This is a genomic window from Microlunatus aurantiacus (assembly GCF_039536605.1).
Lineage (GTDB): Bacteria > Actinomycetota > Actinomycetes > Propionibacteriales > Propionibacteriaceae > Microlunatus > Microlunatus aurantiacus.
The window spans coordinates 66,694-93,398 of sequence record NZ_BAAAYX010000035.1; the positions used below are offsets into that span (position 1 = coordinate 66,694).

24 protein-coding genes are annotated in these 26,705 nt (G+C 72.7%); 17 read left to right on the forward strand and 7 right to left on the reverse strand.

Translation table 11 applies throughout. From position 1 onward, the window contains the following. Positions 1-5: 5 nt before the first annotated feature. Positions 6-1,046: an SIS domain-containing protein gene (locus ABD714_RS22650; protein WP_344814731.1), complete on the reverse strand. Its 1,041-nt coding sequence runs from the start codon at positions 1,044-1,046 to the stop codon at positions 6-8. A 92-nt stretch (positions 1,047-1,138) separates the two neighbouring features. On the opposite strand from ABD714_RS22650, the gene ABD714_RS22655 reads away from it, so the two are divergent. Beyond that, complete coding sequence (locus ABD714_RS22655; RefSeq protein ID WP_344814732.1) at positions 1,139-1,846, forward strand: GntR family transcriptional regulator; 708 nt, start codon at positions 1,139-1,141, stop codon at positions 1,844-1,846. Positions 1,847-2,034: 188 nt separating this feature from the next. Here ABD714_RS22655 and ABD714_RS22660 read toward each other — a convergent pair whose 3' ends face one another. The 3 genes from ABD714_RS22660 to ABD714_RS22670 all read right to left on the reverse strand — a co-directional run bounded on the left by ABD714_RS22660 (position 2,035) and on the right by ABD714_RS22670 (position 4,934). Then, entirely contained in the window at positions 2,035-3,672 is a 1,638-nt protein-coding gene (locus ABD714_RS22660) for a solute symporter family protein (protein WP_344814733.1), read from the reverse strand. After that, positions 3,669-4,034, reverse strand: coding sequence for a DUF485 domain-containing protein (locus ABD714_RS22665; protein WP_344814734.1), 366 nt, complete (start codon positions 4,032-4,034; stop codon positions 3,669-3,671). Before ABD714_RS22665 ends, ABD714_RS22660 begins: the two co-directional genes overlap by 4 nt. A gap of 144 nt (positions 4,035-4,178) precedes the next feature. After that, a complete protein-coding gene (locus tag ABD714_RS22670; RefSeq protein WP_344814735.1) occupies positions 4,179-4,934 on the reverse strand; it encodes a class I SAM-dependent methyltransferase in 756 nt (251 codons plus the stop codon). A 16-nt stretch (positions 4,935-4,950) separates the two neighbouring features. Here ABD714_RS22670 and ABD714_RS22675 point away from each other — a divergent pair, with 16 nt between their 5' ends. The 9 genes from ABD714_RS22675 (at position 4,951) to ABD714_RS22715 (ending at position 12,458) form a co-directional block, all read left to right on the forward strand. Beyond that, positions 4,951-5,649 (forward strand): Fic family protein, encoded by a 699-nt coding sequence (locus ABD714_RS22675; protein WP_344814736.1) that lies wholly within the window; start codon positions 4,951-4,953, stop codon positions 5,647-5,649. Positions 5,650-6,269: 620 nt separating this feature from the next. Continuing rightward, positions 6,270-7,337, forward strand: a complete 1,068-nt coding sequence (ssd, locus tag ABD714_RS22680; protein WP_344814737.1) for a septum site-determining protein Ssd — start codon at positions 6,270-6,272, stop codon at positions 7,335-7,337. Beyond that, positions 7,334-8,497, forward strand: a complete 1,164-nt coding sequence (locus ABD714_RS22685; protein ID WP_344814738.1) for a TadA family conjugal transfer-associated ATPase — start codon at positions 7,334-7,336, stop codon at positions 8,495-8,497. Before ssd ends, ABD714_RS22685 begins: the two co-directional genes overlap by 4 nt. Further along, on the forward strand, positions 8,494-9,303 hold the full coding sequence (locus tag ABD714_RS22690) for a type II secretion system F family protein (RefSeq protein ID WP_344814739.1): 810 nt from the start codon (positions 8,494-8,496) through the stop codon (positions 9,301-9,303). Before ABD714_RS22685 ends, ABD714_RS22690 begins: the two co-directional genes overlap by 4 nt. Positions 9,304-9,386: 83 nt before the next feature. After that, a complete protein-coding gene (locus ABD714_RS22695; RefSeq protein WP_344814740.1) occupies positions 9,387-10,136 on the forward strand; it encodes a type II secretion system F family protein in 750 nt (249 codons plus the stop codon). Positions 10,137-10,388: 252 nt separating this feature from the next. After that, on the forward strand, positions 10,389-11,177 hold the full coding sequence (locus tag ABD714_RS22700; RefSeq protein ID WP_344814741.1) for a class I SAM-dependent methyltransferase: 789 nt from the start codon (positions 10,389-10,391) through the stop codon (positions 11,175-11,177). A gap of 228 nt (positions 11,178-11,405) precedes the next feature. Then, a complete protein-coding gene (locus tag ABD714_RS22705; protein ID WP_344814742.1) occupies positions 11,406-11,687 on the forward strand; it encodes a DUF4244 domain-containing protein in 282 nt (93 codons plus the stop codon). A 7-nt stretch (positions 11,688-11,694) separates the two neighbouring features. Further along, positions 11,695-12,066 (forward strand): TadE family type IV pilus minor pilin, encoded by a 372-nt coding sequence (locus tag ABD714_RS22710; RefSeq protein WP_344814743.1) that lies wholly within the window; start codon positions 11,695-11,697, stop codon positions 12,064-12,066. Next, positions 12,063-12,458, forward strand: a complete 396-nt coding sequence (locus ABD714_RS22715) for an Rv3654c family TadE-like protein (protein WP_344814744.1) — start codon at positions 12,063-12,065, stop codon at positions 12,456-12,458. The genes ABD714_RS22710 and ABD714_RS22715 overlap by 4 nt, the downstream gene beginning before the upstream one ends. A 23-nt stretch (positions 12,459-12,481) precedes the next feature. On the opposite strand, the gene ABD714_RS22720 is transcribed toward ABD714_RS22715, so the two are convergent. Together ABD714_RS22720 and ABD714_RS22725 are read right to left on the reverse strand one after the other, a co-directional pair. Next, positions 12,482-12,757, reverse strand: coding sequence for a DUF6191 domain-containing protein (locus tag ABD714_RS22720; RefSeq protein WP_344814745.1), 276 nt, complete (start codon positions 12,755-12,757; stop codon positions 12,482-12,484). Positions 12,758-12,934: 177 nt separating this feature from the next. After that, positions 12,935-15,160, reverse strand: a complete 2,226-nt coding sequence (locus tag ABD714_RS22725) for a DEAD/DEAH box helicase (protein WP_344814746.1) — start codon at positions 15,158-15,160, stop codon at positions 12,935-12,937. Between the two features lie 179 nt (positions 15,161-15,339). On the opposite strand from ABD714_RS22725, the gene ABD714_RS22730 reads away from it, so the two are divergent. Next, on the forward strand, positions 15,340-17,733 hold the full coding sequence (locus tag ABD714_RS22730) for a sodium-translocating pyrophosphatase (protein WP_344814747.1): 2,394 nt from the start codon (positions 15,340-15,342) through the stop codon (positions 17,731-17,733). A 25-nt stretch (positions 17,734-17,758) separates the two neighbouring features. Continuing rightward, positions 17,759-19,033, forward strand: a complete 1,275-nt coding sequence (locus ABD714_RS22735) for a CPBP family intramembrane glutamic endopeptidase (RefSeq protein WP_344814748.1) — start codon at positions 17,759-17,761, stop codon at positions 19,031-19,033. Between the two features lie 280 nt (positions 19,034-19,313). On the opposite strand, the gene galE is transcribed toward ABD714_RS22735, so the two are convergent. Then, the gene (galE, locus tag ABD714_RS22740; protein ID WP_344814749.1) at positions 19,314-20,318 is read right to left on the reverse strand and encodes a UDP-glucose 4-epimerase GalE; all 1,005 of its coding nucleotides are present in this window, start codon (positions 20,316-20,318) and stop codon (positions 19,314-19,316) included. 520 nt (positions 20,319-20,838) lie between these two features. On the opposite strand from galE, the gene ABD714_RS22745 reads away from it, so the two are divergent. From ABD714_RS22745 to ABD714_RS22765, 5 genes are read left to right on the forward strand one after another with little or no spacing between them, the layout of a single operon-like run. Then, positions 20,839-21,777 carry a glycosyltransferase family 2 protein gene (locus tag ABD714_RS22745; protein ID WP_344814750.1) on the forward strand — a complete coding sequence of 313 codons (939 nt, stop codon included), beginning with the start codon at positions 20,839-20,841 and terminating at the stop codon, positions 21,775-21,777. Then, a complete protein-coding gene (locus ABD714_RS22750; RefSeq protein ID WP_344814751.1) occupies positions 21,777-23,999 on the forward strand; it encodes a glycosyltransferase in 2,223 nt (740 codons plus the stop codon). Before ABD714_RS22745 ends, ABD714_RS22750 begins: the two co-directional genes overlap by 1 nt. Before the next feature lie 2 nt (positions 24,000-24,001). Next, positions 24,002-24,823, forward strand: a complete 822-nt coding sequence (locus tag ABD714_RS22755; RefSeq protein ID WP_344814752.1) for a polysaccharide deacetylase family protein — start codon at positions 24,002-24,004, stop codon at positions 24,821-24,823. Further along, positions 24,820-25,857, forward strand: a complete 1,038-nt coding sequence (locus ABD714_RS22760) for a GNAT family N-acetyltransferase (protein ID WP_344814753.1) — start codon at positions 24,820-24,822, stop codon at positions 25,855-25,857. Before ABD714_RS22755 ends, ABD714_RS22760 begins: the two co-directional genes overlap by 4 nt. Continuing rightward, positions 25,850-26,704, forward strand: a complete 855-nt coding sequence (locus ABD714_RS22765; RefSeq protein WP_344814754.1) for a glycoside hydrolase family 16 protein — start codon at positions 25,850-25,852, stop codon at positions 26,702-26,704. The genes ABD714_RS22760 and ABD714_RS22765 overlap by 8 nt, the downstream gene beginning before the upstream one ends. Position 26,705 lies beyond the last annotated feature (1 nt).

Sequence of the window (26,705 nt, forward strand, 5' to 3'; positions counted from 1 at the left end):
GAGGCTCAGAGGGTCTCGGTGACCTTCTTCAGTCCGCGGGGGGCATCCGGGTCGCCGCCCCGGGCCAGCGCCAGGTGCAGGGCCAGCTGCTGGAACGGGATGATCTCCAGCAGCGGTGAGAGCTCCTCGCTCACCTCCGCCGGCAGGGCCACCCCGACCGAGGCCGCGGCCACGGCGGACGGCGACCCGACGCAGAACACGTCGGCCCCCACCTCGGCCAGCCGCGGCAGCACCTGCTGCATGGCCTCGCCGCCGACCCCCGGGGCGACCACGGTCAGCACCGGCACCTGCGGGTCGATCATGGCCAGGGGGCCGTGCAGCAGATCGGCGCCGGAGAACGCCTGGGCGCCGAGGTAGGAGGTCTCCATCAGCTTGAGGGCGGCCTCGCGGGCGGTCGCGTACGAGTAGCCGCGGGCGGTGGTCACCAGCCGGGAGGCGAACCGGTAGCGCTGGGCCAGCTCGCGGACGTGGTGGTCGTTCGTGATCACCTGCTCAGCCAGCGCGGGCAGGGCCTCGGCCGACGAGCCGTCGCCGCCGCGCAGCCGGTCGATGATCAGGTAGAGCGCGAGCAGCTGGGCCGTGTAGGACTTGGTCGCGGCGACCGCCCGCTCTTTGCCCGCCCTCACGTCGATCTCCAGCTCGGCCACGCGGGCCAGCGGTGAGCCCGGCTGGTTGGTGACGGCCAGGGTCAGGGCGCCCTGCGCGCGGGCCACCTCGAGCGACTGCACCAGATCGGGCGATCCGCCGGACTGGCTGACACCGATCATCAGCACCCGGTCGAGGCGGGGGCGGGCGCCGTACGCGGTCATGGTGGACGGCGAGACCAGACCGGCGGGCAGCTGCGCCACGATCTCGACGAGGTACTTGCCGTACAGCGCGGCGTGGTCACTGGTGCCGCGGGCGACGAACAGCACCATCGTCGGTGCGTACGCGGCGATCCGCTCGGCCACGGTGGTGACCTGCCCCCGGCCGTCACCCAGCAGCCGCCGCCACGCGTCCGGCTGCTCGACGATCTCGGCGGCCATCAGGGCTCCGGGTTGCGACATGGTCGGGGTGTCTCCTCGTGACGGGTTGATTGGTTCAGACCAACTGTGGCTAAGATTGGCATAGACCAATTTGTGCCGTCAAACGGAGGACCGTGACCGACGCCGTGCGGGTGCCGAAGTACTACCAGCTGAAGGGGGAGCTGCTGCGGCTGATCGAGGGGGCCGCGGTGGGCGCGGTGCTGCCGACCGAGCGGGACCTGGCCGACCGCTTCGCGGTGTCCCGGACCACCGTGCGGCAGGCGATCGCCGAGCTGGTCGTCGAGGGGCGGCTGGAGCGGACCCAGGGCAGCGGCACCTACGTCTCCGAGCCCAAGGTGATCCAGCTGCGGCAGCTGAGCTCGTTCACCGAGGACATCGGCGGGCGACGCGACGACGCCCGCAGCGAGGTGCTGGACATCTCCCGGGTGCCGGTCGACGCCGAGACCGCCCGGGCCCTCGACGTGGCGGTGGGGACGAAGGTGCAGCGGGTCGAGCGGTTGCGGATCGTCAGCGACGAGCCGATCGCCCACGAGGTGGCGCACCTGATCGGTGCCTACCCGCGACTGGCCGCCGAGCTGGCCCGACGGGGCTCGCTCTACCGGACCCTCAACGAGGCGTACGGGATCGAGCTCACCGACGCCGAGGACGCGATCGAGACGGCGCTGGCCTCACCGGGCGAGGCGCAGCTGCTCGGTGTGGACACCGGGTTGCCGATGCTGCTGATCAGGCGCACCGCCTGGGCCGGTGCGCGCCCGGTGGAGCACACCCGCTCGGTCTTCCGCGGCGACCGCTTCCGGTTCGTGGCCCGGCATCGGCGCTAGTCGTCACTCGCTGTTCGCTGCGCTCCACCGACTCCGTCTTCGCTCCTCGCACGCAAACGAAAAGCGTGTTTGCGCTCTCGTCACTCCAGACGGAGTCCGTCGCTCCGCTCTCGGTCGCTCGCGACGGGATGCTGGCGACGGGATGCTGGCGACGGGATGCTGGCGACGGGATGCTGGCGACAACACCGTCAGTGGCTGACACCGCCCTTCTCGGCACCGGCACCGGTCAGGGAGCGGACCTGGAGCTCGGGATAGCGGTCCTGGCTGGCGGTGTCCTTGCTCAGCACGGTGCCGAGGAAGCCGCAGAGGAAGCCGATGGGGATGGAGATCAGCCCCGGGTTGCGCAGCGGGAACCAGGCGAAGTCGGCGTCGGGCATCAGCGACGTCGCCGTGCCCGAGACGACCGGGGAGAAGATCACCAACCCGACCGCGGCGATCAGGCCACCGAAGATGCTGGCGCAGGCACCGGCGGTGTTGAACCGCTTCCAGAACAGGTTGAAGATCAACGCCGGCAGGTTGGCCGACGCGGCGACCGCGAAGGCCAACGCCACCAGGAAGGCGATGTTGAGACGTTGGGCCGGGATGGCCAGGGCGATGGCCACCGCCCCGATCACCAGCGCGGCGATGCGGACGACGATCAGCTCGCTGGCCTCCGACGCCTTGCCGCGACGCCACACGCTGGCGTACAGGTCGTGGGCGACCGAGGAGGCCGAGGCCAGGGTGAGGCCGGCGACCACGGCCAGGATGGTGGCGAAGGCCACCGCCGAGATCAGGGCGAGCAGGACCGAGCCGCCCAGGCTGTCCGGTCCGCCACCGACCGCCTGGGCCAGCAGCGGTGAGGCCAGGTTGCCCGAGGACTTGGCGATCTGGCTCTCGGGTCCGGTGTCCACCAGCGCGGCGGCGCCGAAGCCGAGGACCAGCGTCATCAGGTAGAACGCGCCGATCAGACCGATGGCCCACAGCACCGACTTGCGGGCCGCGTGGGCGGTCGGCGTCGTGTAGAACCGGATCAGGATGTGCGGCAGACCGGCGGTGCCGAGCACGAGGGCCAGGCCGAGGGACAGGAAGTCGAACTTGGCGGTCAGGTCCTTGCCGTAGAGCTGTCCGGGTTGCAGGAAGGCCTCACCCTTGCCGGACTTCTCCGCTGCGGCCCCGAGCAGCTCGGAGAGGTTGAACCCGAACTGGGCCAGGACCAGGATGGTGATCAACAAGGTGCCGGCCATCAACAGCACGGCCTTGACGATCTGCACCCAGGTGGTGCCCTTCATCCCGCCGAGGGTGACGTAGATGATCATGAGGATACCCACGCCGACGATCACCAGGTTCTTGATCAACGGCGAGCTCACCCCGAGCAGCAACCCGACCAGGCTGCCCGCGCCGACCATCTGCGCCAGCAGGTAGAAGATCGACACCACGATCGTGGAGGCGGCGGCGGCGCTGCGGACGGGCGCCTGCCGCATCCGGTAGGCGAGCTGGTCGGCCATCGTGTAGCGGCCGGAGTTGCGGAGCAGCTCGGCGACCAGCAGCAGGGCGACGAGCCACGCGACCAGGAAGCCGATGGAGTAGAGGAAGCCGTCGTAGCCGTACAGGGCGATCGACCCGGAGATGCCCAGGAACGAGGCGGCCGACATGTAGTCCCCGCCGATGGCCAGCCCGTTCTGGAAGCCGGAGAAGTTGCGACCGCCCGCGTAGTAGTCGGTGGTGGTCTTGTTGCTGCGCGAGGCCCAGAAGGTGATGTAGAGCGTCAGGGCGACCACGAGCAGGAACAGGCCGATGGTGAGGTACTGGTTGCCGCCGGTGGCCAGCGGGAGCAGCGTGCTGATCATCGTCCGGTCCTCCCCTCGAACTCCTCCCGGATCCGGGTGGACAACGGATCCAGCGACCTGGCTGCGTGCCGGGAGTAGAGCCAGGCGATCAGGAAGGTCGACACGAACTGGAGCAGCCCGAAGACGAGAGCGACGTTGATGTGCCCGATCACTGGTGTGTTCATGAAGTCGCGGGCCCAGTTGTTGCAGATGACGTAGGTGATGTACCAGACCATGAAGGCCGCGGTGGCGGGGAACGCGAACCGGGCGTAGCGCCGGCGCAGCTCGAGGAAGTCCTGCTGGCGGGAGATCTCGAGGTAGACCTCTTGATCGGGGGTCGCGGGAAGATCCCGGTCGGACCCTGGCTTCGCGTCGTCGGTCACCGTCACCTCCGTTGGTGGTTGGACGGCACTTTACGCACTAAACCGGGCCTCGGACCAGGGGTCGGTGGATGCTGATCTTGATCGTGGTGCGGGCACGCGGGTAGGTGATCAACTCCGGGGCCGGGTGATCACCGCCGGCACCCGCTACAGACGGATCTGGACGACGTCCAGGTCGTCCTCGCCGAGCACCAGCCCGGTGTGGTCGACCTCGGCCCGCCAGCAGGAGGCGCGGTACGGCAGCAGCAGCGGCTCCGGTGGCCGCGCGATCGAGTCGTAGAGGCCGGCGACCTCGTTGAGCAGCGCCTGCCGGCTCGGCGGGTCCAGCCGGGCGGTGGTCGGTCGGCGCTCGACCATGGCCACCAGTCCGTTGCGGGTAATCGGCACCCAGTTGCGGAAGTCGCGACGGACCAGGTCGCCGAAGTAGGGGCTCTCGGTGACGTCGTCCACCGACTCGATGCCGTAGTCACCCCGCATCGCCTGCGGGTCGTTCTGCTGGAGCAGCGCGGTCAGCCGCCGCACCCAGGGCACCGTGTCGTCCCGCGTGTTGTACGCCACCGCCAGGTGCCCGCCGGGTCGGAGCACCCGGGCGATCTCCGACAGGGCCAGTCCGGGAGCGAACTTGTGCAGGTTCTGCGAGGAGGTGACCACGTCGAAGTGGCACGACAGGTAGGGCAGGGATTCGACCTGACCGACCACGTGCAGCCGGGTGCCGAGCCGTTCCGTGGTGGCGGCGACCCCGTCGAGGTCACGGTCGATGCAGAACACCTCGTGGCCCTCGTCGGCCAGGGTCTGGGCGAACGCGCCCGTCCCCGAGCCCAGGTCGAGGATGCGGCGCCGCGGGCCGCCCACCATCCACGCGGGCGCGGCCGCCGGATAGAGGGTTCTGCGTGCCGAATTCATGGTGCAGACTCTAGTCGTGCCCGACCCGCTGACCGACCTGGCGCGGCTGGAGGGCGTGCCGTCGGGACTCGCCGCGGCGCGGGCCGCCGTCGACCTGGTGCTCACCGATCGGGGCCTGCGGGCCATGACCGGCGACCAGGTGGCATCGGCTCTGCTCGCCGGCGCCCGGGCCAGCGCCCGGTTGACCGAGGACCCGGCGCGCTGGGCGGCGGGCGCCATCCGACTCTCCACCGAGGTGCCCGCCCTGGCGGGTGTGCTGCGGGTCGCCCCTGCGCAGGCGTTGGCCCGGGCTCACACGCTGGCCGCGTACGGAGAGGTGACCGATGACCGGCTGGGTCGGCCGCGGGACGGGGTCGAGATCGCCTCGCGGATGGGTGGGCTGGCTGAGCTGCTGACCGGACGGATCGAGAGCCCGGCGCTGGTGCTGGCCGCCATCGCCCACGCCGAGATCGCCACCGTCGCCCCGTTCGGCTCGGCCGACGGTCTGGTGGCTCGGGCGGTGGAGCGGATGGTGCTGATCTCCTCGGGCTTCGACCCGCGCGGGGTCATCGTGACCGAGCTGGGTCATCTACGACGGCGGGACGACTACGACGCGCTGCTGAGCGGGTACGCGTCCGGGACCGTGGCGGGTGTCCGCGCCTGGATCCTGCACGTCGCCCAGGCTGCGGTGGACGGGGCCGAGGCCTCGCCGGTGGTGGGCGGCGTCTCGAGCTGAGGACTCGGTCGCGGGCAGCGCCCGACGCGACCCCCCGAGGGTGGGACCTGACAGACCGACGATGAGTGCTGGCTGACCGACGACGAGTGCTGGCTGACCGACGATGAGTGCTGGCTGCCCGACGATGAGTGCTGGCTGACCGACGATGAGCTCTGACATGACACGACGCCCGCAGCACGGGCGTCGTGTCGGACACGCCAGCTGAGTGACCATGCGTGCATCGGTGAAGTGTTGGCCCAGGCAAGCCTGGATCTCAACTGCCCAGTTCGGATGGGTGATCGCCGCGTGGGTGCTCAGGTGCCGTGCGGAACCGTGGCTCGGTCATCGACGACTACGGAGTGGTCGTTCCACTCGTCTCGCACTCAACGCTGCCGAGGGGCTGGTTCGTGGGTTCCTTTCTACTCCTGACGCGGCGGCTTGGAAAGGGTTCTGGGTAAGAAGATCCTCAGGACCGGCGCGCGGGCGCAGTGCCGCCGGCAGGACCTTTTCCATGATCAACTTCTCCGGCCGGTCCGGGCCGCTCGCCGGGAGTTGTCCACAGGTCGACGACGACCTTGAGCGTCATCCACAGATCTGCCGGCGGGCCGTCCGAAATCGCCCGACGTCCCCAGTGTGGTGACGTGGATGCGAGCGCGTACGCCGCGGTGCTGACCGCGGACGAAGAGCTGTTGGACCGGCTGCTGGCCACCCTGGCGGCGGTGGGGATGGAGCCGCGGGTGGTCAGTGACCCCGGCGCGCTGAGGGCGGTGTGGCGGGAGGCCACCGCCGTCGCGGTGGGCGGGGACCGCGCCGAGCAGCTGGTCGCGCTCGGGCTGCCCCGTCGGTCGGACGTGTTCGTCGTCGGTGACGACCACGACAGCGACGACCTGTGTCGCTGGTCGGTGCCGCTGGGGGCGGCGGTGGCGCCGCTGCCGTCGGCGGACACCTGGTTCGCGACAGCGCTCGCCGATGCGGCCGGTCTGCGGACCGGCGCCGGACGCCTGCTGGCGGTGGTCGGGTCCACCGGTGGAGTGGGGAGCTCGACCTGCGCTGCGGCCGTGGCCGTCACGGCGGCCACCGAGGGTCAGCGGACGGTGCTGGTGGACGGGGACGCCCTCGGTGGCGGGCTGGATCTGCTGGTCGGTGCCGAGCACGTCGACGGCTGGCGCTGGCCGCACCTGGCCGGAGCCCGTGGTCACCTGGGTGATCTCAGCGGACAGCTGCCCTTCGTCGACGGGGTGGATCTGCTGGCGGCCGCGCGCCGTGGTGGCCGGGGCGGCGCCGAGGAGATCGGGCCGGAGCAGATGGCCGCGGTGCTGCGGTCGACCACCCGGAGCCACGACCTGACCGTGGTGGACGTGCCGCGCTGGCTCAGCGCGGTGGGTCTGGAGACGACCCGTCGCGCGGACCTGACCGTGCTGGTCGTCCGCGCCGACCTGCGTGGCCTCGCCGCGGCCCGCGAGCTGGCGGCGTGGTTGCCGGAGTCGTCCGCGCAGGTGCTGCTCCGAGGTCGACGGTCCGCCGCCGTCGGTCCGGAGCTGGTCGAGGAGAGTCTCGGGCTGCCGGTGCTGGCCACCGTGTCCGACGAGAAGACCGTCCGGCTCGGCGCCGAGCGAGGGGAGCCCCCCGGTCGCTCGGCCCGCTCGTCGCTGACCAGGGCGTGCCGCCAGATCCTGGAGCAGCTGCCGCGGCGGGTGGGTACGCCGTGAACACGGTCCTGCAGACCGGCCCGGTGGACCTCGAGCCGATCCGACGACGGCTGGCCGACCTGCCGCGACTCCACACGCCCGCCGACGTGGCCGACGCCATGCGGGCGGAGGGCCGGCTGGTCACCGACGAGTCGCTGCTCGGCGTCGTCGAGGCCCTGCGTCGGGAGATGGTCGGGGCCGGGCCGCTGACGCGCCTGCTGCGCGAGCCGGGTGTCACCGACGTGCTGGTGAACGGACCGACCCAGGTCTGGGTGGACCGGGGCGGGGGACTTGAGCTCGCCGACGTCCGGTTCGCCGACGACGGGGAGGTCCGGCGGTTGGCGCAGCGGCTGGCCGCCGCCACCGGGCGGAGGCTGGACGACTCGTCACCCTTCGTGGACACCCGGCTTCCGGACGGCACCCGGGTGCACGCCGCGCTGGCCACCCAGGCCGTGCCCGGCACCTGCCTGTCGTTCCGGGTGCCGGCCCGGCGGGCCTTCTCGCTGGCCGACTGCGTGTCCACCGGGGCGGTGAGCCCGAGCCTGGCGGCCGTGCTGACGCGGCTCGTCGAGAGCCGGGCCGCCTTCCTCGTGTCGGGGGGCACCGGCTCGGGCAAGACCACCCTGCTGGCCGCTCTGCTCGCGTTGGTGCCGCCCGCCGAGCGTCTCGTCGTGGTCGAGGACTCGCGCGAGCTGCGACCGGACCACCCGCACGTGGTGAGTCTGGAGGGGCGACCGGCCAACGCCGAAGGTCGGGGAGCGATCGCGCTGACCGATCTCGTCCGCCAGTCGCTGCGGATGCGACCCGACCGCCTGGTCGTGGGCGAGGTGCGAGGGGCCGAGATCTGCGACCTGCTGGCGGCGATGAACACCGGCCACGAGGGCGGTTGCGGCACGGTGCACGCCAACTCGGCGGAGGACGTTCCCGTCCGACTCGAGGCGCTCGGCGCCCTCGGGCACCTGGACCGGCCGGCGCTGCACGCCCAGCTGGCCTCGGCTCTCGACGTGGTGGTGCACATCCGTCGCGGTCGTGACGGGCGGCGGCGGGTGAGCGAGCTGCACGTCCTGGAACGGGATCCCGCGACCGGCTGGGTGGGCACCGTGCCGGCGCTGGACTGCTCGGGGTCACGCACCCGGCTCGGACCCGGTGCCGCCCGACTGGAGAGGATCCTCGATCGATGAGTGCTGTGGCACTGGCCTGTGCGGGGCTGGCGGTCTGGCTGTGGATGGCTCCCCCCGATCCCGTACGACGACGCCTGGACCCGGCCACCGAGGGTCCGGCCTGGTATGCCCGGGCCTGGTTCCGCCGGGTCGCGCTGACCGCTGCGGCCGGTGCCGTGGTAGGCGTCCTGGGCGTGGTGCTGGGGCCGTCCGCAGCCGCGGCCGGGCTGGCGGGGCTGATCGCGACGGCGGCCGCTCTCCGCCTGGTGGGCCTGGGCCGGCGGACCCGGTCCGAGCACCTGACCCGGGCGCAGGTCGCCGGAGCCTGCGCGGTCATCGCCAACCAGGTGCGAGTCGGCCGGATCCCGGCGGAGGCGTTGTCCCTGGCCGCCGAGGACGCCCCGGTCCTGGCGGTGGCGGCGCGGGTGCAACGCAACGGTGGCGACGTGGTGGAGGCGCTGCTCGGTCAGGCCGAGCGCCCGGGCTGCCGCGGGCTCCAGGACCTGGCTCGCTCCTGGCAGGTCGGCACCCGGACCGGGGCGCCGATGGCCGACCTGCTGGACCAGGTCGCCAGCGCGCTGCGGAAGGACCAGTCGGTCGAGCGCACCGTGGCCTCGGAGCTCGCTGGGCCGCGCGCCACCGGCCGCGTGATGGCGGTGCTGCCGCTGTGCGGCATCGGACTCGGCTACCTGCTGGGTGGCGACCCGATCGGGTTCCTGCTCGACGGGCCGCCGGGCTGGGCCTGCCTGGTCGGAGGTGCGGTGCTGGCCGCGGGCGGCGTGCTCTGGATCGAGGGACTGGCCCGCCAGGTGGGACGGCCCGGATGAACCCGCTCGAGGCGCTCCCGTTCGAGGCGATACCCCTCGATGCGCTCCCGGGAGCGGCTGCGCTCCTCCCGGGCGGAGTCACTGTGAGCGCGTGGGCGGCGGTGGCGGCCGGGCTCGCGGGACTGGCCGTGCTGCTGGTCTGGCCGTCCGGAGCGCGCACCAGCGCCCTCGCCGGGGTTCGACGCCCACTGCCGCGGTGGCTCCGCGGTCGCGCGGACGCCGCGTCGTTCGTGCGCCGTCTCGGGGGCGGCGGGATGCTGGGGCTGGCCGTGACGGCGGTCCTCGGGCGGGCCGGCCCAGTCCCGGCCGTGGCGGGCGGACTGGTGGTCACCCTCGCCGGAGCCGTGGCCCTGGGGTGGCTGGAGCCGGCGGCGACCCGGGTCGCCCGGCACCGGCGGATCGCGGACACACCGCAGGCCCTGGACCTGCTGGCTTCCTGCCTTGCCGCCGGGCTGCCGGTGCGCTCGGCCCTCCGCGCGGTGGTCGAGGTGATCGACGGCCCGCTGGCCGACGACCTCGGACAGGTGCTCCGCCTGACCGATCTCGGTCGCGACGACGTCTCGGCGTGGCGCAGCCTGGCCCAGCACGAGCAGCTCGGGGCCGCCGCCCTCGATCTGGCCCGCTCCGTCGAGACGGGTGCCCTGCTGGTGGAGAGCCTGCTGGTCCACGCGGAGGTCGCCCGGGAGGAAAGGCACGGACAGGTCGAGGAGGCGGCCCGGCGGGTCGGGGTCCGCAGCGTGCTGCCCCTGATGGTCTGCTTCATCCCGGCGTTCCTACTGCTCGGCATCGTCCCCACCGTGGCGTCGGCGGTCCTGAACGCCCTGCACTTCTGAGCTGCCCTGCACTTCTGAGCTGCCCAGCACTTCTGCGTCGACCGCGAGTCGTCGCCGCCGCTGTGCCAGGGCATCCTCCAGGCGTCGAGCGAGCTCGGCCAGCAGCTTCGATACCGCTCCGAGCCGGTGACACCTTCCGCTTGGTGACCACTTCACCTGGTGACGCCCGTGAGCCGACGCCTGTCGGTCACGACGCCGAGCACTCGCGACCGGCGGCGTGCCCCGCCTAGGACGGTGTGGCACGGTGGCGCGATGACCCGTTCGTCGCAAGCCGGCGTCGACCGGCTGATCGCCGACGCCGTTGCCGTGCCGCTGTCCGGCTGGGACTTCTCCCGGCTCGAGGGTCGGGTACGGAGCGACCCGCTGCCGTGGGACTACCGCGCGCTGGCCGGTGCCGCCGCTCGCCGGGCCACCCGCGTGCTGGACATCGACACCGGCGGTGGGGAGGTCCTCGCCACCCTCGGCGTTCCCGCCGGGAGCGTCGCCGTCGAGCCGTACGCACCCAACGTCCCCGTGGCCCGCGCGCGCCTGCAGGCGTACGGGATCGAGGTGCGCGAGCGGACTGCGAGCCGGCTGCCGGTCGAGGACGCCGCATTCGACCTCGTCCTCAACCGCCACGGGGCCCTCGACCCGACCGAGATCGCCCGGGTGCTGCGACCGGGTGGGTCCGTGTGGACCCAGCAGGTCGGCGCCGTCAACGACGCCGAGCTCAACGCCGCCTTCGGAGCGGCCCCGCCGGTCGGTGGTCTGGCCTCCGCGGCGGACGGGACGGCCCAGCTGCAGGCGGCCGGTCTGGACGTGGTGCGGGCCGAGGAAGCGTGGCCCGGCAGTCGGTACCTTGACGTGGGTGCCGTGGTGCTCCAGCTCCGAGCCGTCAGCTGGCAGGTCCCCGGCTTCGATGTCGACCGGCACCGCTCGGAGCTGCTCGAGATCGACCGGGTCATCCGCACCAGCGGCGCCTTCACGGTGACCAGCCACCGGCTGCTGTTCCACGCCGTCCGACCGGGCCCGGCCGCGGCCCCTCGACTCCCTCAGCGGTGACGCACCCCCGCGGTCACGCACGCGCGCCAGCGGAGTCGCCTGGGCGCAACTCGCGCTACCACAGAGCGGACCCCGGTCCGGCGGAGTTGTCCACAGGCCAGGAGGTCCTGCGAAGCGTCGTCAACAGATCGTCGGCGACCCCGTACGAAAACGGCTGACGTCCACAGACTCTCGGTGCACCCACGGCGGGTGCGACTCACCGAGGGGTGGGGAAGTCAGGAGGTCGAGATGGGAAACACGGAGCTCGCGGTCGTCGAGGGCATCGTCGACGGCGCGGCGGACGGGCAGGAGCACGCGCGGGGACCGGCGTGCCGAGACCGGGGGCAGGACGTCGCCCGCCGGGACCAGCGGGGGATGGTGAGCGCCGAGTGGGCGGTCGGCATCATCGCCGCCATCGGCATCGCCGGGGTGCTGATCGCGGTGGTCACCAACGGGGCGGTGCAGGACGCCCTGCTGGCGTTCATCCTGAAGCTGATCAACTCCTTCAGCGGCATGATGATCGGACGCTGACCGCGCCATGTCGACGACGGCGTCCGGCACCCGCCGGACCGGGGAACGGGGGATGGTGACGGCCGAGCTGGCCGTCGCCACCCTCGCCGCCCTGGTCATCCTGCTGCTGCTGAGCTGGGGCCTCTATCTGATGGTCGTGCAGGTGCGCTGCATCGACACCGCCGCCGAGGTGGCCCGGCAGGCCGCCCGGGGCGACGACGCGGCGGTGGCCCGGGCCCGGCGGGAGGCGCCGGCCGGGGCCAGGGTGCAGATCTCCAGGGGTCCGGGTCTGGTCCGGGTGCAGGTCAGCGTGGTCGCCCGACCGCTCACGGCGCGGCTCGTCGGGGTGCCGCTCCGGGCGCGCGCCGAGGTGGTGCCCGAGCCGGAGAGACCACGGTGAGCGGGGCCGGCGCCGCCGGGCGGGTCCGCGACGAACGCGGCGGCGGTTCGATGCTGATGATCGGCGTCTGCGTGGTCGTGATGACGCTGGGCTACACGGCGATGATCGTCTGCGGTTACGTGATCGCCGGCCACCGGGCCCGGGCCGCCGCCGACCTGGCCGCCCTCAGCGGCGCCACCACGGCCGGGCAGGGTGGCGATCCGTGCGACGCGGCTCGGCGCAACGCCCGGGCCCACGGGGCGGAGGTCACGTCCTGTCAGCGGGTCGGTGACCAGATCGACTTCGTGGTCACCGTCACCGCGATGGTGACCACGGATCTGCGGATCCCGGGACTGCCCCGGCGGTTGAGCGCCACCGCGTACGCGGGTGCGGAGGAGGTGCGGGAGCGGTGACCGGGTTCGACGCCGTGGTGGGGCTAGGCCGGCCCGGGAGCCCCGTCCTCGAGCTCGTCGTCCCCGGGCTCGTCGTTCCCAGGGTCGGGCACCTGGACCCGCACCACGATGGTGGCCGTGCCCGCGTCGAGGTCGATGTCCATCGGCGGGTTTCCCCCGTTGGTGGGGTAGGCGATGTCCATCTGGCGTCGGTACTGCTCTTCCCGCAGGTGCTTCAGCCCGGGCTGGAAGATCTCCATGAAGCTCATCGCGTTCCAGTATCCCCGGGCCCCCAGCACCCCGGGGAGAGCGAGCGTCACGTGCGATCCGAGCCTCGGGCCCCCGGCCCCGCCCCCGGCTACCTCGGGCCCTCGGCCCCGCCCCCCGGCTACCCCCGGCTCCCGGCTACCTCGGCCCGGCCACCTCGGGCCCCCCGGACCCGGCCCGCCGCGGTCCCGAGCACTGCCCCCGCCCCGGCGCCGCAGCACCTCGACCGCTCAGTCGACGACCGTGGGCGCCACCACGGCGAGCAGGCGCTGGGCGGTGGCCTTGTCCAGCGGACGGCTCGACGTGCAGCCGGCGCTGAGGACGCAGGCCGGGCACCCCGAGACGCAGTCACACTGCTCGAGGCGGTCGCGGGCCGCGGTGAGCCAGGCGTCGCCGCGGGCGTACGCACTCGCCGCGAAGCCGCTGCCGGGGCGGCGGTCGAAGACCGCGACCACCGCCTCGCCCTCCTCGCTCAGCCAGGAGTGCGAGCCGACGTCGTACCGGTCGTTGGCGGTGAGGGCCGGCAGCAGACCGGTCACCAGGTGCTCGAGGGCGTGGGTCCCGGCGTCGAGTCGCGTCCGGGAGAGCGGTTCGCCGGCGCCGGGCACGGTCAGCACCGTGACCGACGTGGTCAGCACGCGCTCCGGTCGATCGAGCGGAGTCGAGTCCCAGACCCGTCCGGTGACCTCGTCGCGGCGCAGGTAGCCCGTGACGGTGCTGCTGACCCGGCCGAGCCCATACGTCAACCGGCCCGCCCCCGCCGGGCGGTGTGCCTCCGGCGGACCGAGGGAGACGTCGGCGTCGACCAGTGGCTGGGTCAGGTAGCCCGGCCGGGCGGCGCGCACCAGCGCCTCGGCGGACTCCGGGTCCCAGCCCTCGTCGTCGCAGAGATAGGTCTCGCCCTGGTGGAGGTAGACCGCACCCGGGTGCACCACGAGGTCGGCGGCGTCGGCCCCGACGGTGCCGAGCACGCGACCGGTCGACTCGACCACGATGTCGATCGAGCGGGCGTCGGTGCTGCGCAGGCTGATCCGGTCGACGGCGCGGCCGGGGGACGTCCAGAACCAGCCGTCGGGACGCCGTCGCAGAAGCCCCCGGTCGGTGAGCCGCTGCACGAGCGACCGGGTGGTGGCGCCGAACCAGCGGTCGTCGCCGTCGCGCAGGGGAAGCTCCTGCGCAGCGGCCGCCAGCTGGGGCCCGAGCACGGCCGGGCTCGACGGATCCAGCACGGTCGCCTCGACCGGCTGGTCGAACAGCGCCCCCGGATGGTCCAGCAGGTAGGCGTCCAGCGGAGTGGCCCGGGCGATCAGCAGCACGTCGGCGTCGGCCGCGCGCCGGCCCGCGCGGCCGGCCTGCTGCCAGAAGGCGGCCCGGCTGCCGGGATAGCCGCACATCACGACCGTGTCGAGCCCGGCGATGTCGACCCCGAGCTCCAGCGCGTTCGTGGCGGCCACCCCGCGGATCGTCCCGTCGGCCAGCCCCCGCTCGATCTCCCGCCGGTCCGAGGCCAGGTAACCGCCCCGGTAGGCGACCGCGTTCCCGGCGGCGGCTACCTCCTCGGCCAGTCGGCGGGACGAGACGAAGGTGAGCACCTGCTCGCCGTCGCGGACCCGCTCGGCCATCACCTCGGCGGCGGCCGCCTCGGGAGCCAGCTCCGATGTCACCAGGCTGATCCGGATCCGACCACGGGCGGAGCCGTCCTCGTGCACCGCCACCAGCTCGTCGGCGGGGATCCCGGTCAACGCCGCCGCCGAGCCCACCGGGTCCGAGCTGGTGGCACTGACGACGGCGAAGGTGGGATCGGCGCCGTAGTGGTCGGCGAGCCGCCGCAGCCGCCGCAGCACCGCGGCCACCTGGGCCCCGAACACCCCCCGGTAACGGTGCGACTCGTCGACCACCACGTAGCGCAGCGAACGCAGGAAGGAGGCCCAGCGGGCGTGCTGGGGGAGCAGCGAGGCGTGCAGCAGGTCAGGGTTGGTCAGCACGTGGTGGGCGTGGTCACGAGCCCACTGCCGGTCCGCCGGATCGGTGTCCCCGTCGACCGTGGCCACGCGCCAACCGGGCACGGCGAGCTCGGCGCAGACCCGGGCCTGGTCGTGGGCCAGGGCCTTGGTCGGGGCCAGGTAGAGCGAGGTCGCGGGCCGCCGGCGCCACCGGACGGGATCGTCCGCGGCCGGTGCGGCAACCGCGGCCGTCGCGACCGGGAGCAGGTAGGCCAACGACTTGCCCGAGGCCGTCCCGGTGGTGAGCACCACGTGTCGGCGGGCGGTCAGCGCGTCCGCGGCCGCGACCTGGTGCGTCCACAGCTCGGTGATGCCTGCCCGCTCGACGGCGGTCCGGGCCGGAGCTCCCACAGGGAGCCAGACCGGCCACGGGGCGACGCGACCGGGTCGGGGCGGCAGATCGCGCCGATGCCGGACCTCCAGCAGGTCGGTTCGCAGGGGTGCCGTCGCCACCGACTCAGCCTGACACGGACGTGGGACACCCCGGCACACGTCGGTGAGTTGTGAAGAATAAGGACAACTCGCGTACTGTTCGCGTTCCGGCAGCAGACCAGTGCTTCAACTGGCTAGAATCTGCCGGTCGCGCCCGTATGGATGCGTAGTCGACACTGATGTCTGCAGGAGGACGTTGCATGTCCGGGCTTCCGGTCCTGATGGAAACCATCCCACTCGAAGTAGTCCTCTCCGGCCCGAACCTCACCCTGGTCGGCGTCGTCGGGGTCATCGCCGTCATCGCCTTGATCATGGGCGGGCTCTTCCGGCGCGAGGTCATCGCCGCGCACGACGGCACGGAGAAGATGAAGGTCATCGCCCTGGCCGTCCAGGAGGGCGCCAGCGCCTACCTGGCCCGCCAGTTCCGCACCCTCGGGGTGTTCGCGATCCTGGCCTTCCTGCTGCTCCTCGCCCTCCCGGTGCACGACGGTGAGTTCGGCACCTGGACGCTGAAGATCGCCCGCTCGATCGCCTTCCTGGCCGGCGCGGTGTTCTCCGGTTTGATCGGCTACCTCGGCATGTCGCTGGCCGTCAAGGCCAACGTCCGCGTGGCCTCGGCCGCGCGCAGCGAGGGTCGTGACCCGGCCATGCGGATCGCGTTCCGCACCGGCGCGCACGTCGGCATGATGACCGTCGGCATGGGCCTGCTGGGTGCCGCGATCGTCGTCCTGGTGTTCCGGGCCGACGCGCCGACCATCCTCGAGGGCTTCGGCTTCGGCGCGGCCATGCTGGCGATGTTCATGCGCGTCGGCGGTGGCATCTTCACCAAGGCCGCCGACGTCGGCGCCGACCTGGTCGGCAAGGTCGAGCAGAACATCCCCGAGGACGACCCGCGCAACGCCGCCACCATCGCCGACAACGTCGGTGACAACGTGGGCGACTGCGCCGGCATGGCGGCCGACCTGTTCGAGTCGTACGCGGTCACGCTGGTCGCCTCGCTGATCCTCGGCAAGGCCGCCTTCGGCGCGTACGGGCTGGTCTTCCCGCTGATCGTGCCCGCCATCGGCGTGATCACCGCCATCATCGGCATCTACCTCACCAAGCCCCGCCCCGACGAGGGTGGTCTGAAGACCATCAACCGGGCCTTCTACATCTCCGCGGCCATCTCCGCAGTGCTGTGTGCGATCGCCGCCTTCGCCTACCTCCCGTCCACCTTCGCCGGCCTCGGCGTCGAGGGTCTGGTGTTCGCCGGACCGATCGACGACCCGCGGATCGTGGCCATCGGCGCCGTGGTCATCGGCATCGTCCTCGCGGTCGTCATCCTGTCGCTGACCGGTCGCTACACCGGCACCGAGCACCGCCCGGTGCAGGACGTGGCCAAGACCTCGTTGACGGGCGCGGCCACGGTCGTGCTGTCCGGCATCTCGCTCGGTCTCGAGTCCGCGGTCTACACCGCGATCGTCATCGCGGCCGCCGTCTACGGTGCCTACCTGCTGGGTGGCATCGGCGTGGTCGCCCTGTTCGCCATCGCGCTGGCCGGCTGCGGACTGCTGACCACCGTCGGCGTCATCGTGGCCATGGACACCTTCGGACCAGTGTCCGACAACGCCCAGGGCATCGCCGAGATGTCGGGCGACGTGGACGGCGAGGGCGCCAAGATCCTGACCGAGCTGGACGCCGTCGGCAACACCACCAAGGCGATCACCAAGGGCATCGCGATCGCCACGGCGGTGCTGGCCGCGACCGCGCTGTTCGGCTCCTACACCGACGCCATCAGCGGGGTGCTCGCGGAGCGGTACAACGAGTTCGAGGTGCAGGCGGTCGTCTTCGCCCCGCCGACCCTGGTCGGTCTGATCCTCGGCGCGGCCGTGGTGTTCCTGTTCTCCGGTCTGGCCATCAGCGCCGTGGGCCGGGCGGCCGGCGCCGTGGTCTTCGAGGTCCGTCGCCAGTTCCGTGAGATCCCCGGGATCATGGAGGGCACGACCAAGCCCGAGTACGGCAAGGTCGTCGACATCGTCACCAAGGACTCGCTGCGGGAGCTGGCCACGCCGGGTCTGCTGGCGATCTTCGCGCCGGTCGCGGTCGGCTTCGGCCTCGGCGCTCCGGCCCTGGCGGGCTACCTGGCCGGCGCGATCGCTTGCGGCACGCTGATGGCGGTGTTCCTGGCCAACTCCGGTGGCTCGTGGGACAACGCCAAGAAGCTGGTCGAGGACGGTCACTACGGTGGCAAGGGGTCCAGCGCCCACGAGGCGACCATCATCGGCGACACCGTCGGCGACCCGTTCAAGGACACCGCCGGTCCGGCCATCAACCCGCTGATCAAGGTGATGAACCTGGTCGCGGTGCTGATCGCCCCGGCCGTCGTGGCGCTGTCGCCCTTGAGCACCACGCCGTCGGCGGTGCGGTACGTGATCGCGCTCGTCGCGGTCATCGTGATCGTGGTGGCGGTCGTCATCAGCACCAAGCGCACGGTGGACATCGCCGACGACGGCGACACCGGCGGCACCGGCCAGGCCGTCACGGCGGCGCCGGACGCGCACCAGGTCGAGCAGGGCCAGAGCGAGCCTGCGGCCACGCGTGAGGCACGCAGCTGACCGACACGCCTGACGGCCCCCACCGGTGAGCACCGGGGCCCCTGAGCCCTCGACCACCCGCCCTCCCTCGGAGGGCGGGTGGTCTCGGTTCGGCGCCGAGCTGCCGACCGGCGGTTCTGGTACCGACGGACCGGACCCGGTCGGGACGGCTTCGGCGCCGCTCGGGGCGGGAGGATCGTCGCGCTGGGACCCGATCCCGCCGTTCCGACCGTCGGGTGACCGGGACGCGTACGACGAGGTGATCTGGGGAGCCGACCTGGGTCTCGCCGCGACGACGTCCGGTCCGGCCGACGGGCCGGTGGTGACCGGCCACGGGCTGACGCCGACGGGGTCGGTGCCCGCCACCCCGCCCCGGGGACGACTGCCCGAGACCCCCGTCGAGTACCCCCAGCTGCTGCGCGGGCCGACCCGGGCCCGGTGGCGGCCGCTCGCCACCCTGCTGGTCTTCCTGGCTCTGTTCGCGGTCCTGTCGGTGACGCCGTTCCTGGTGGCGATGGCGTACGCAGCGGTGACCGGGGTCGGTGACATCGAGCTCTGGATGGACGAGCAGCTGGCCGAGGGTGCGGTGACCGAGCCCGGCGGCTACCTGTTCCTCATGTTCTCCCTGATCATCCTCATCCCGGCCGCCATGCTCTCGATCTGGGCGGTCCACCGCATCCGGCCGCGCTTCCTGTCCTCGGTGGCGGGCGGTCTGCGCTGGCGCTGGCTGCTCCGCTGCGTCGTGGTGCTGGCGCCGCTGTGGGTGGTCTACCTGACGGTGTCGACGATCGTCGACCCACCGCAGTCACCCCGCTCGACCGACTGGTTGGCCCTGCTGATCATCGGCCTGCTGCTGACGCCGTGGCAGGCGGCGGCCGAGGAGTACGCGTTCCGCGGCTGGCTCGCCCAGAACATCGGCGCCTACTTCGCCCGCCCGCTGGTGGCGTTCCTGGTGCCGACGGTGATCGCCGCCGCTGCCTTCGCGGCGGCGCACGGCAGCCCCGACCCGTGGATCCTGGCCGACCTGGCGCTGTTCTCGGTCGTGGCCAGTGTGATGACCTGGCGGACCGGTGGGTTGGAGGCGGCGATCGTGATGCACGCGGTGAACAACGTGGGCATCGACATCGTCGTGAGCGCCGTCGGCGGTTTCGACGAATCCCTCGTGGGCGCCGAGACCACGAGCTCGCCGCTGTCCTTCGCGATCTCGGCAGCGCTCAGCCTGATCGCGTTGGGGCTGGTGCTGTGGCAGGCCCGTCGTCGCGGACTGGACCGCTTCTACCGGCCGACGGCGCCGCGGGAGTCTGGCCTGCGTACGAGCTGAGGTCCGCTGGCGGTGGTCGGGCGGTGGGGCTGGTGGGCGGTTGGTGCCGGTGGGCGACTCGTCCCCGGGTGGGCAGGGTGCCGGATGTCGCCGCGGAGTCGCGTCCGGTCGATTGTCGCGTGTCCGGGTGGGTCGGATGTCGCCGCGGAGTCACGTCCGGTCGACTGTCGCGCGGCCGGGTGGGCCCGATGCCGCCGCGGAGTCACGTCCGGGCGTCAGATCGGCCGCCGACCGCCCGGAACTGACCGCGGAGTCACGGGCGGTCAGGAGGGCCCGGGAGTCACGGGTAGCCGAGGATCCCCTGGCGGCGGTCGGCCCACTGCAGGGCCGACGCGACCCCGTCGAGCAGGGTGGAGCGGGCGGTCCAGCCGAGCAGCTCGCGGGCCTTGTCCACGTTGGCGAAGCCTCCGACGGCGTCGCCGTCCCGTCGGGGGGCGGAACGGGTCGGGACGGGGCGACCCAGCACCTGCTCCACGGTGGCCACCAGCTCTCGTACGGTCACGCCGTCCCCGGTGCCGAGGTTGACGATCGTGCTCGGCGCGCCCACCCGGTCCAGGGCGGAGTCGAAGCCCTCCACGGCCCGGACGTGGGCCAGGGCCAGATCCCAGACGTGCACGTAGTCCCGCAGCCCGGTGCCGTCCCTGGTCGGCCAGTCCGTGCCGGTGATCGCGAACGCGTCCCGCTGACCCTGGGCCGCCATCACCAGCTGGCCGAGCACGTGGCTCGGCTCGCGGACGTAGATGCCGTGCCGCAGACCGGGGTCGGCGCCGATCGGGTTGAAGTAGCGAAGGACGAGGGCGCGCAGGTCGGTGGCGGCGGCCAGGTCGGTCAGCATCTCCTCCATCATCAGCTTGGTCCGCGCGTACGGCGAGACGGGCAGCGTGGGGGAGTCCTCGAACACCTCGAACCCCTCGACGGCCGCGTACACCGAAGCCGAGGAGGAGAAGACCACCCGTGGCTTGCCGAGGGCCGTGAGCTGGTCGAAGAGCTCCAGCGACTTGGCCACGTTGTCGCGGTAGTAGAGGTACGGCTGCGCCACGGATTCCCCGACCACCACCCGGGCCGCCATGTGGATGGTGCAGTCCAGGTCGGGATGATCTGCCACCACCCGCGCCACCAGGTCCCGGTCGGCGATGTCGCCACGGTAGAAGAGGCGGCCGGTCACGAACGCCGCCGGTCCGCTGAGCAGGGAGTCGAGGATGACCGGGACGTGACCGGCCGCCTCCAACGCTGTCGCGGTGACCGAGCCGATGTAGCCCGCACCGCCGGTGACCAGGACCTTCATCCGCGTGAGCCTAGGCCACACGCCTCCCGCCGCGAACCTGGCCGCGCCCCCCGGTCGGGAACCTGGCCGCGCCCCCGCCGCCAACCTCGCCGCGCTCCTGCTCCCGCGCTCCTGCTCCCGCGCTCCTGCTCCCGCGCTCCTGCTCCCGCGCTCCTGCTCCCGCGCTCCTGCTCCCGCGCTCCTGCTCCCGCGCTCCTGCTCCCGCGCTCCTGCTCCCGCTCCCGCGCTCCCGCGCTCCTGCTCCCGCTCCCGCGCTCCCGCGCTCCCCGCTCCCCGCCGCCCACCGGTACGCCGCCCCCGGCCGACCAGCTCGACGACGGTTTCTGAAGAAACCCCGGGCCGTCACCCATCCGCCGCCCCGATCGCTCCGAATCGTCCTACGAGTCCAGGGAACCGGACTGGGCGCACCTTGCAGGTGAACACCACAAGTCCAGAAGACAACGACGACGAACTCGGGGAGTGGATCGTGGCCACGACAGCCAATGGAACGCAGCACGGCGGACATCGCAGACTCAAGACCGTGAGCAACGAGCCGTCGGCGCACCCGACGGTGTCGCTGATCATCCCGACCCTGAACGAGGCCGACAACCTGCGCCACGTCCTGCCGACGCTGCCCGCCGTGGTGGACGAGCTGGTCATCGTCGACGGTGGCTCCACCGACGGCACGGTCGAGGTGGTCCGCGAGCTGCGCCCGGACGCCGTGATCGTGCACGACCCCCGCCCCGGCAAGGGCGTCGCGCTGCAGTCCGGCTTCGAGGCGGCCCGCGGCGAGATCCTGGTGATGATGGACGCCGACGGGTCCATGGACCCGAACGACATCGCCACCTTCGTCGCCGCGCTGCACGCCGGCGCCGACGTGGCCAAGGGTTCCCGCTTCCTGCAGGGTGGCGGCAGCAGCGATCTCACGCCGCTGCGGACCTTCGGCAACTTCATGCTGACCCAGGCGGTCCGGGTCACCTTCGGCGGCCGCTACTCCGACCTGTGCTACGGGTACATGGCCTTCTGGCGCCACGTCCTCCCGGCATTCACCCCCGGCGTGCCCGGCTTCGAGGTGGAGACCTTCCTCAACGTCCGCGCCCTGGCCGCCGGCCTGCGGATCGTCGAGGTCGCCTCCTTCGAGAGCCCCCGCATCCACGGCGACAGCCACCTGCGGACCTTCCGGGACGGCTCCCGCGTGCTGCGCACCATCGCCCGCGAGCGACGCCGGCTGAGCCGGGCCCGCGCCGGGCTCGGTGTGCCCCGTCCGGTCGCCCGCTACAGCACCCTCCAGCGCAGCGCCGTCCACCTGATCGAGGAGGAGACCCGCACCGCCCCGGCCTTCGACTCCGAGGCCACGGTGCCGCTGTCCCGGATGCTGGTCGCCGCCGCCTCGGGCAAGCCCGCCCTCCTGCACGAACCCGCCGCCCGGCAGGAGTCGGTCGGCCGGCACGAGGCACGGCTGCACGAAGTCGAGGTGTGATGACCCGCACGACCTCGGTGGTGATCTGCGCCTACACCGAGGCGCGCTGGGACCAGCTCGCCGAAGCGGTGGCGTCGGTCCAGACGCAGCGGCTCGCCGTCGAGGAGATCGTCGTCGTGATCGACCACCACGACGGTCTGCTCGCGCGGGCCGCCGCCGCGTTCGCCCCTGGATCCGGTGACACGTCCGTCACGGTCCTGGCCAACGCCCACGCCCAGGGCCTGTCAGGCGCCCGCAACACCGGCATCGAGGCGAGCACCGGTGACGTCGTCTGCTTCCTGGACGACGACGCCGTAGCCGAGGCCTCCTGGACCACCCACCTGCTGGCGCCGTACGACGACCCGCACGTGCTCGGGGTCGGCGGGGCGGCCATCCCGACCTGGGAGACCGCGGCACCGTCCTGGTGGCCCGGGGAGTTCGGCTGGGTCGTCGGCTGCAGCTACCGGGGACAGCCGACCAGCCGGGCTCCGGTCCGCAACCTGATGGGCTGCAACATGTCCGTCCGCCGTACGGTCCTGGACGCGGTCGGCGGCTTCGACGCCGACCTCGGCCGCCAGGGCGACAACCAGGCGGGGTGCGAGGAGACCGAGCTCTGCATCCGCGCCCGCCAGCTGTTCCCCGACGGCGTCTTCCTGCACGAGCCCGCCGCCGTCGTCCACCACCACGTGCCCGGCGCCCGGGCCTCCTGGGGTTACTTCCGTGACCGCTGCCTCGCCGAGGGCGTCTCCAAGGCCCGGATGTCGCGGAGCGTGGGGCAGTCGGCGGCGCTGTCCGCAGAGTCCAGCTACGTCTCCCGGGTGCTGCCCACCGCGGTGGCCGCGAACGTGCTCAGCACACTGCGCGGCGACCTCTCGGGTGCCGCCCGCGCCGGCGCCATCCTCGCCGGCCTGGGCCTGACCGCCGGCAGCTTCCTCACCACCCGCTGGTCACCGCGCCATCGCGCGACCGCGGCGGCTGCCCTCCCGATGACTGCCCGCCCGACGACTCCCCTCCCGGGCACCCAGCCCGTCGACCCCGTCCTGCCGCTCGTGCTCGACCTCGACCGGCCGCTGCCGGCCGTCGACGCGCGACGCGACGACCTGCCCCCGTACGCCCAGGCCCTGGTCCTGGTGACCCGCGGCGGCGAGCCGGTCGGCAAGGTGCACCTCGGCCTGGACGGCGACGTCCTCGCCCCCGAGCTGGTCGGCGCACGTCTTCGGCACGGCCTCGGCCCCGCCGCAGATCTGCCGCCGGTCAGCGGCGGTCCGTCGGCGCCGGCCCCCCGCGCCGACGCGACCGTCGTCATCGCCACCCGTGAGCGCCCCGAGCGGCTGGCCGAGTGCCTGGCCTCGGTGCTGGCCGGCGAGCTGCAGCCGGAGCGGGTGGTCGTGGTCGACAACGCCCCCAGCACCACTCGCACCGCCGAGCTGGTCGCGGAGCTGGCGGCGACCGAGCCCCGGCTGCGCTACGTGCGCGAGGACCGACCGGGTCTGGCCCGCGCCCACAACGCCGCCCTGCCGCACGTGCTGACGCCGCTGGTGGCGTTCACCGACGACGACGTGCTCACCGACCCGCGCTGGTTGGGCAAGCTCGTCGACGGGTTCGCCGATCCCGAGGTCGCCTGCGTGACCGGGCTGATCGCCCCGCGGGCGCTGGACACGCTGCCGCAGCAGTGGGTGGAGGGCAACGCCACCTACGACAAGGGGCTGCACCGGCGCGTCTTCGACGCCGGTGACCACCGACCGGACGATCCGCTGTTCCCGTACACCGCCGGCGCCTTCGGGTCCGGGGCCAACATGGCGTTCCGGACCGACTACCTGCGCGCCCACCGCGGCTTCGACCCGGCCCTGGGCACCGGCACCGTGGCGCTCGGTGGGGACGACCTGGCGGCGTTCTACGACGTCGTCCGGGGCGGTCACCGGCTCGTCTACGAGCCCGGCGCCATCGTGCTGCACCAGCACTACGCCGACTACGCCGCTCTACGGCGCCAGACCTACGGGTACGGCGCCGGACTGGGGGCGCACCTGATGCGCTGCCTGCTCACCGACCCGCTGGTGGTGGTCGCTTTGGCGAAGGGGGCGCCGACGGCGCTGCGCCGGGCCACCAGGATCGTGCGGCCCCGCGTGGCCGACGGCCTGCCGGCGTACCCGGCCGACCTGAGCCGGCAGCAGCTGCGTGGTCTGGTCTCCGGTCCGTTCCGCTACCTGCGCAGCCGTCGCCACGCTCGTCGGGAGGTGGCATGACCATGACCGAGACGTCCAGCGTCACGACCGCCACCGGTGCCATCCCGGTGCTGCTCTACCACTCGGTCAGCGACGCCCCGGCCGGTCGGTTCGGACCATTCACGGTGTCCCGTTCCCAGCTGGCCGCGCACCTGGATCTGCTGCTGGAGAAGGGTTACCAGCCGATCACGGTCGGCGCGATGCTGGCCGGTCTCGCCGCCGGGCAGCTGCCGCCCCGGCCCGTCGTGCTCACCTTCGACGACGGCTTCGCCGACTACGCCGCCAATGCCTGGCCGTTGCTCGCCGAGCGTGGGCTGGCCGCGACCCTCTACGTCACCGCGGGCGACCTCGGCGGCCGCAGCGCGTGGCTGGCCTCGGCCGGTGTCTCGCTGCCGATGCTGTCCCGGCGCGAGATCGCGGACCTGGCCGCCGACGGCTGCGAGATCGGCGCCCACAGCATGACCCACCCGCACCTGGACTGCCTGCCGCACGCGGTCGCGTACGAGGAGATCCGGAACAGCAAGGACGTGCTCGAGCAGGTGCTCGGCCGGACCGTCGACAGCTTCGCCTACCCGCACGGCTACCACAGCCGGGCCACCAAGGAGCTCGTCATCGCCGCCGGCTACCGCTCGGCCACCGCCGTCCGCAACGCCGTGAGCCACGCCGACGACGACCGCTACGCCATCGCGCGGGTGACGGTCACCTCCGACTTCGGGATCGCCGAGGTCGCCCGGGTGCTGGACGGCACGGGCGTGCGCACCGCCGGTCCGCGGGAGCGCTGGCAGACCGCTGTCTGGCGGCAGGCCCGTCGACTGGCCCGCCCCTCGGGAGCGGGTCGGCGATGAGGCAGGTGATCACCCCCGCGCCGCGGGAGGAGTGGCGCGCGGCCCTGGCCGGCGACGACCGGGCGCTGCCCGAGCACGCCCCGGAGTGGATCGACGCACTCTGTGCCGACGGTCGCTACGCCGACGCCAGCCGCTACTACGTCACCGACGACGGCCGCGCCTTCGTGCTGCCGCTGGTCGCCCGCCGGGGTCCGCTCGGGCTGGGCGGCTGGCTGCAGTGCTTCCCGCCGTCCTGGGGGATCGGCGGCCTGGTCGGCGCGGACGCCGACGCCGACGTCCTCCGCGCCGTGATCGCCGACCTCCGCCGGACCCGCAGCCAGCGGATCGGCCTCCGTCCCGACCCCGCCCGCTGGACCGCCTGGGACGCGGCCGTCGCCGGCGACCGGACGGTCCTGACCATCCCGCGCCGCGCGCACGTCATCGACCTCACCGGCGGCGCCGAGCACGCGTTCAGCCAGTTCTCCAAGTCGGCCCGCCGGGGCACCCGGGTGGCCGAGAAGTCCGGGGTCCGGGTCGAGATCGACCGCTCCGGGGCGCTGCTGGAGGACTACTACCGGCTGTACCTGCTGTCCATCGACCGCTGGGCCGAGCGGCAGCACGAACCGCGGGCCCTGGCCCGCTTCCGGGCCCGCCGTCGCGACCCGCTGAGCAAGCTGCGGGCCATGTCGGACCACCTGGGCAAGGCGTTCGTGATCGCCCTGGCCTACGTCGACGACCGTCCGGCCTTCGGGTCGATCACCCTGCTCGGCCAGACCGCGCACGACACCCGCGCCGCGATGGACCGGGACCTGGTCGACAAGACCTACGCCGGCGACCTGGTGCAGTGGCGGATGATCGAGCTCGCCTGCGAGCTGGGCTGCACCGCCTACCACCTCGGCGAGTCCGGTCAGTCGACCTCGCTCGCCCAGTTCAAGGAGAAGTTCGGAGCCCGTCCGCTCGACTACGCCGAGCTGCGGATCGAGCGGCTGCCCTGGACCCCGACCGACCAGCGACTCCGTTCGCTGGTCAAGAAGGTGCTGAGATTCCGTGACTGACCGCCCTCGCCCCCGCCCCCGCCGCCGCTGGCCCTGGCTGCTGGTGGTCGCCGTCCTCGCGACGGTGATCGCCACCGTGGCCGTGCGCCAGGCCGGCGACCCGGCACCGACCACGACCAGCGGCGCCAGCCGGGTCGTGCTGGACGAGAACTTCGATGGCGGCACCCTCGACGGCAGTCGCTGGAACACCTGCCACTGGTGGGACAAGGAGGGCTGCACCATCGCCTCCAACAACGAGCTCGAGTGGTATCGCCCCGAGCAGGTAGCGGTGGCCGACGGCGCCCTGCGGCTGACCGCCGCGCCGAACCGGTTCGACGCGTCCGACGGCAACAGCTACGACTTCACCTCCGGGATGGTGACCACCGGTCCCACCCCGGACGACGACGACGCCAAGGTCGCGATCACGTACGGGACCGTCGAGGCGCGGTTCAGGGCACCCGCCGGGCGTGGCCTGTGGCCGGCGATCTGGCTGCTGCCCGCCAGCAAGGAGTCACGCCCCGAGATCGACCTGCTGGAGATGATCGGTCAGGACCCGAGCGAGCTGATCCTGCACTACCACCCGAAGGACCGGGACGCGGACTCGCCGAGCAGGCGGGTCCGGGTGAGCAACCCGGACCTGGCCGAGGACTGGCACACCGTCGGGGTGATCTGGACCCCCGGCAAGCTCGTCTACACCCTGGACGGGAAGCCGATCTGGACCGTGACGGGCCAGCAGGTGCCCTCCGAGCCGATGTACCTGGTGATGAACCTGGCCGTCGGTGGCGCCTACCCGGGACCGCCCGATGCGAGCACGGCCTTCCCGGCCACCTTCGAGATCGACTACGTCCGGATGAGCACGGGGGCCTGAG

Coding starts and splice junctions, on each gene's coding strand:
- ABD714_RS22650 (WP_344814731.1), bottom strand. CDS start 1,046: ATGTCGCAACCCGGAGCCCTGATGGCCGCCGAGATCGTCGAGCAGCCG.
- ABD714_RS22660 (WP_344814733.1), bottom strand. CDS start 3,672: ATGATCAGCACGCTGCTCCCGCTGGCCACCGGCGGCAACCAGTACCTC.
- ABD714_RS22670 (WP_344814735.1), bottom strand. CDS start 4,934: ATGAATTCGGCACGCAGAACCCTCTATCCGGCGGCCGCGCCCGCGTGG.
- ABD714_RS22690 (WP_344814739.1), top strand. CDS start 8,494: ATGAGTGCTGTGGCACTGGCCTGTGCGGGGCTGGCGGTCTGGCTGTGG.
- ABD714_RS22700 (WP_344814741.1), top strand. CDS start 10,389: ATGACCCGTTCGTCGCAAGCCGGCGTCGACCGGCTGATCGCCGACGCC.
- ABD714_RS22705 (WP_344814742.1), top strand. CDS start 11,406: ATGGGAAACACGGAGCTCGCGGTCGTCGAGGGCATCGTCGACGGCGCG.
- ABD714_RS22710 (WP_344814743.1), top strand. CDS start 11,695: ATGTCGACGACGGCGTCCGGCACCCGCCGGACCGGGGAACGGGGGATG.
- ABD714_RS22730 (WP_344814747.1), top strand. CDS start 15,340: ATGTCCGGGCTTCCGGTCCTGATGGAAACCATCCCACTCGAAGTAGTC.
- galE (WP_344814749.1), bottom strand. CDS start 20,318: ATGAAGGTCCTGGTCACCGGCGGTGCGGGCTACATCGGCTCGGTCACC.
- ABD714_RS22750 (WP_344814751.1), top strand. CDS start 21,777: ATGACCCGCACGACCTCGGTGGTGATCTGCGCCTACACCGAGGCGCGC.
- ABD714_RS22755 (WP_344814752.1), top strand. CDS start 24,002: ATGACCGAGACGTCCAGCGTCACGACCGCCACCGGTGCCATCCCGGTG.
- ABD714_RS22760 (WP_344814753.1), top strand. CDS start 24,820: ATGAGGCAGGTGATCACCCCCGCGCCGCGGGAGGAGTGGCGCGCGGCC.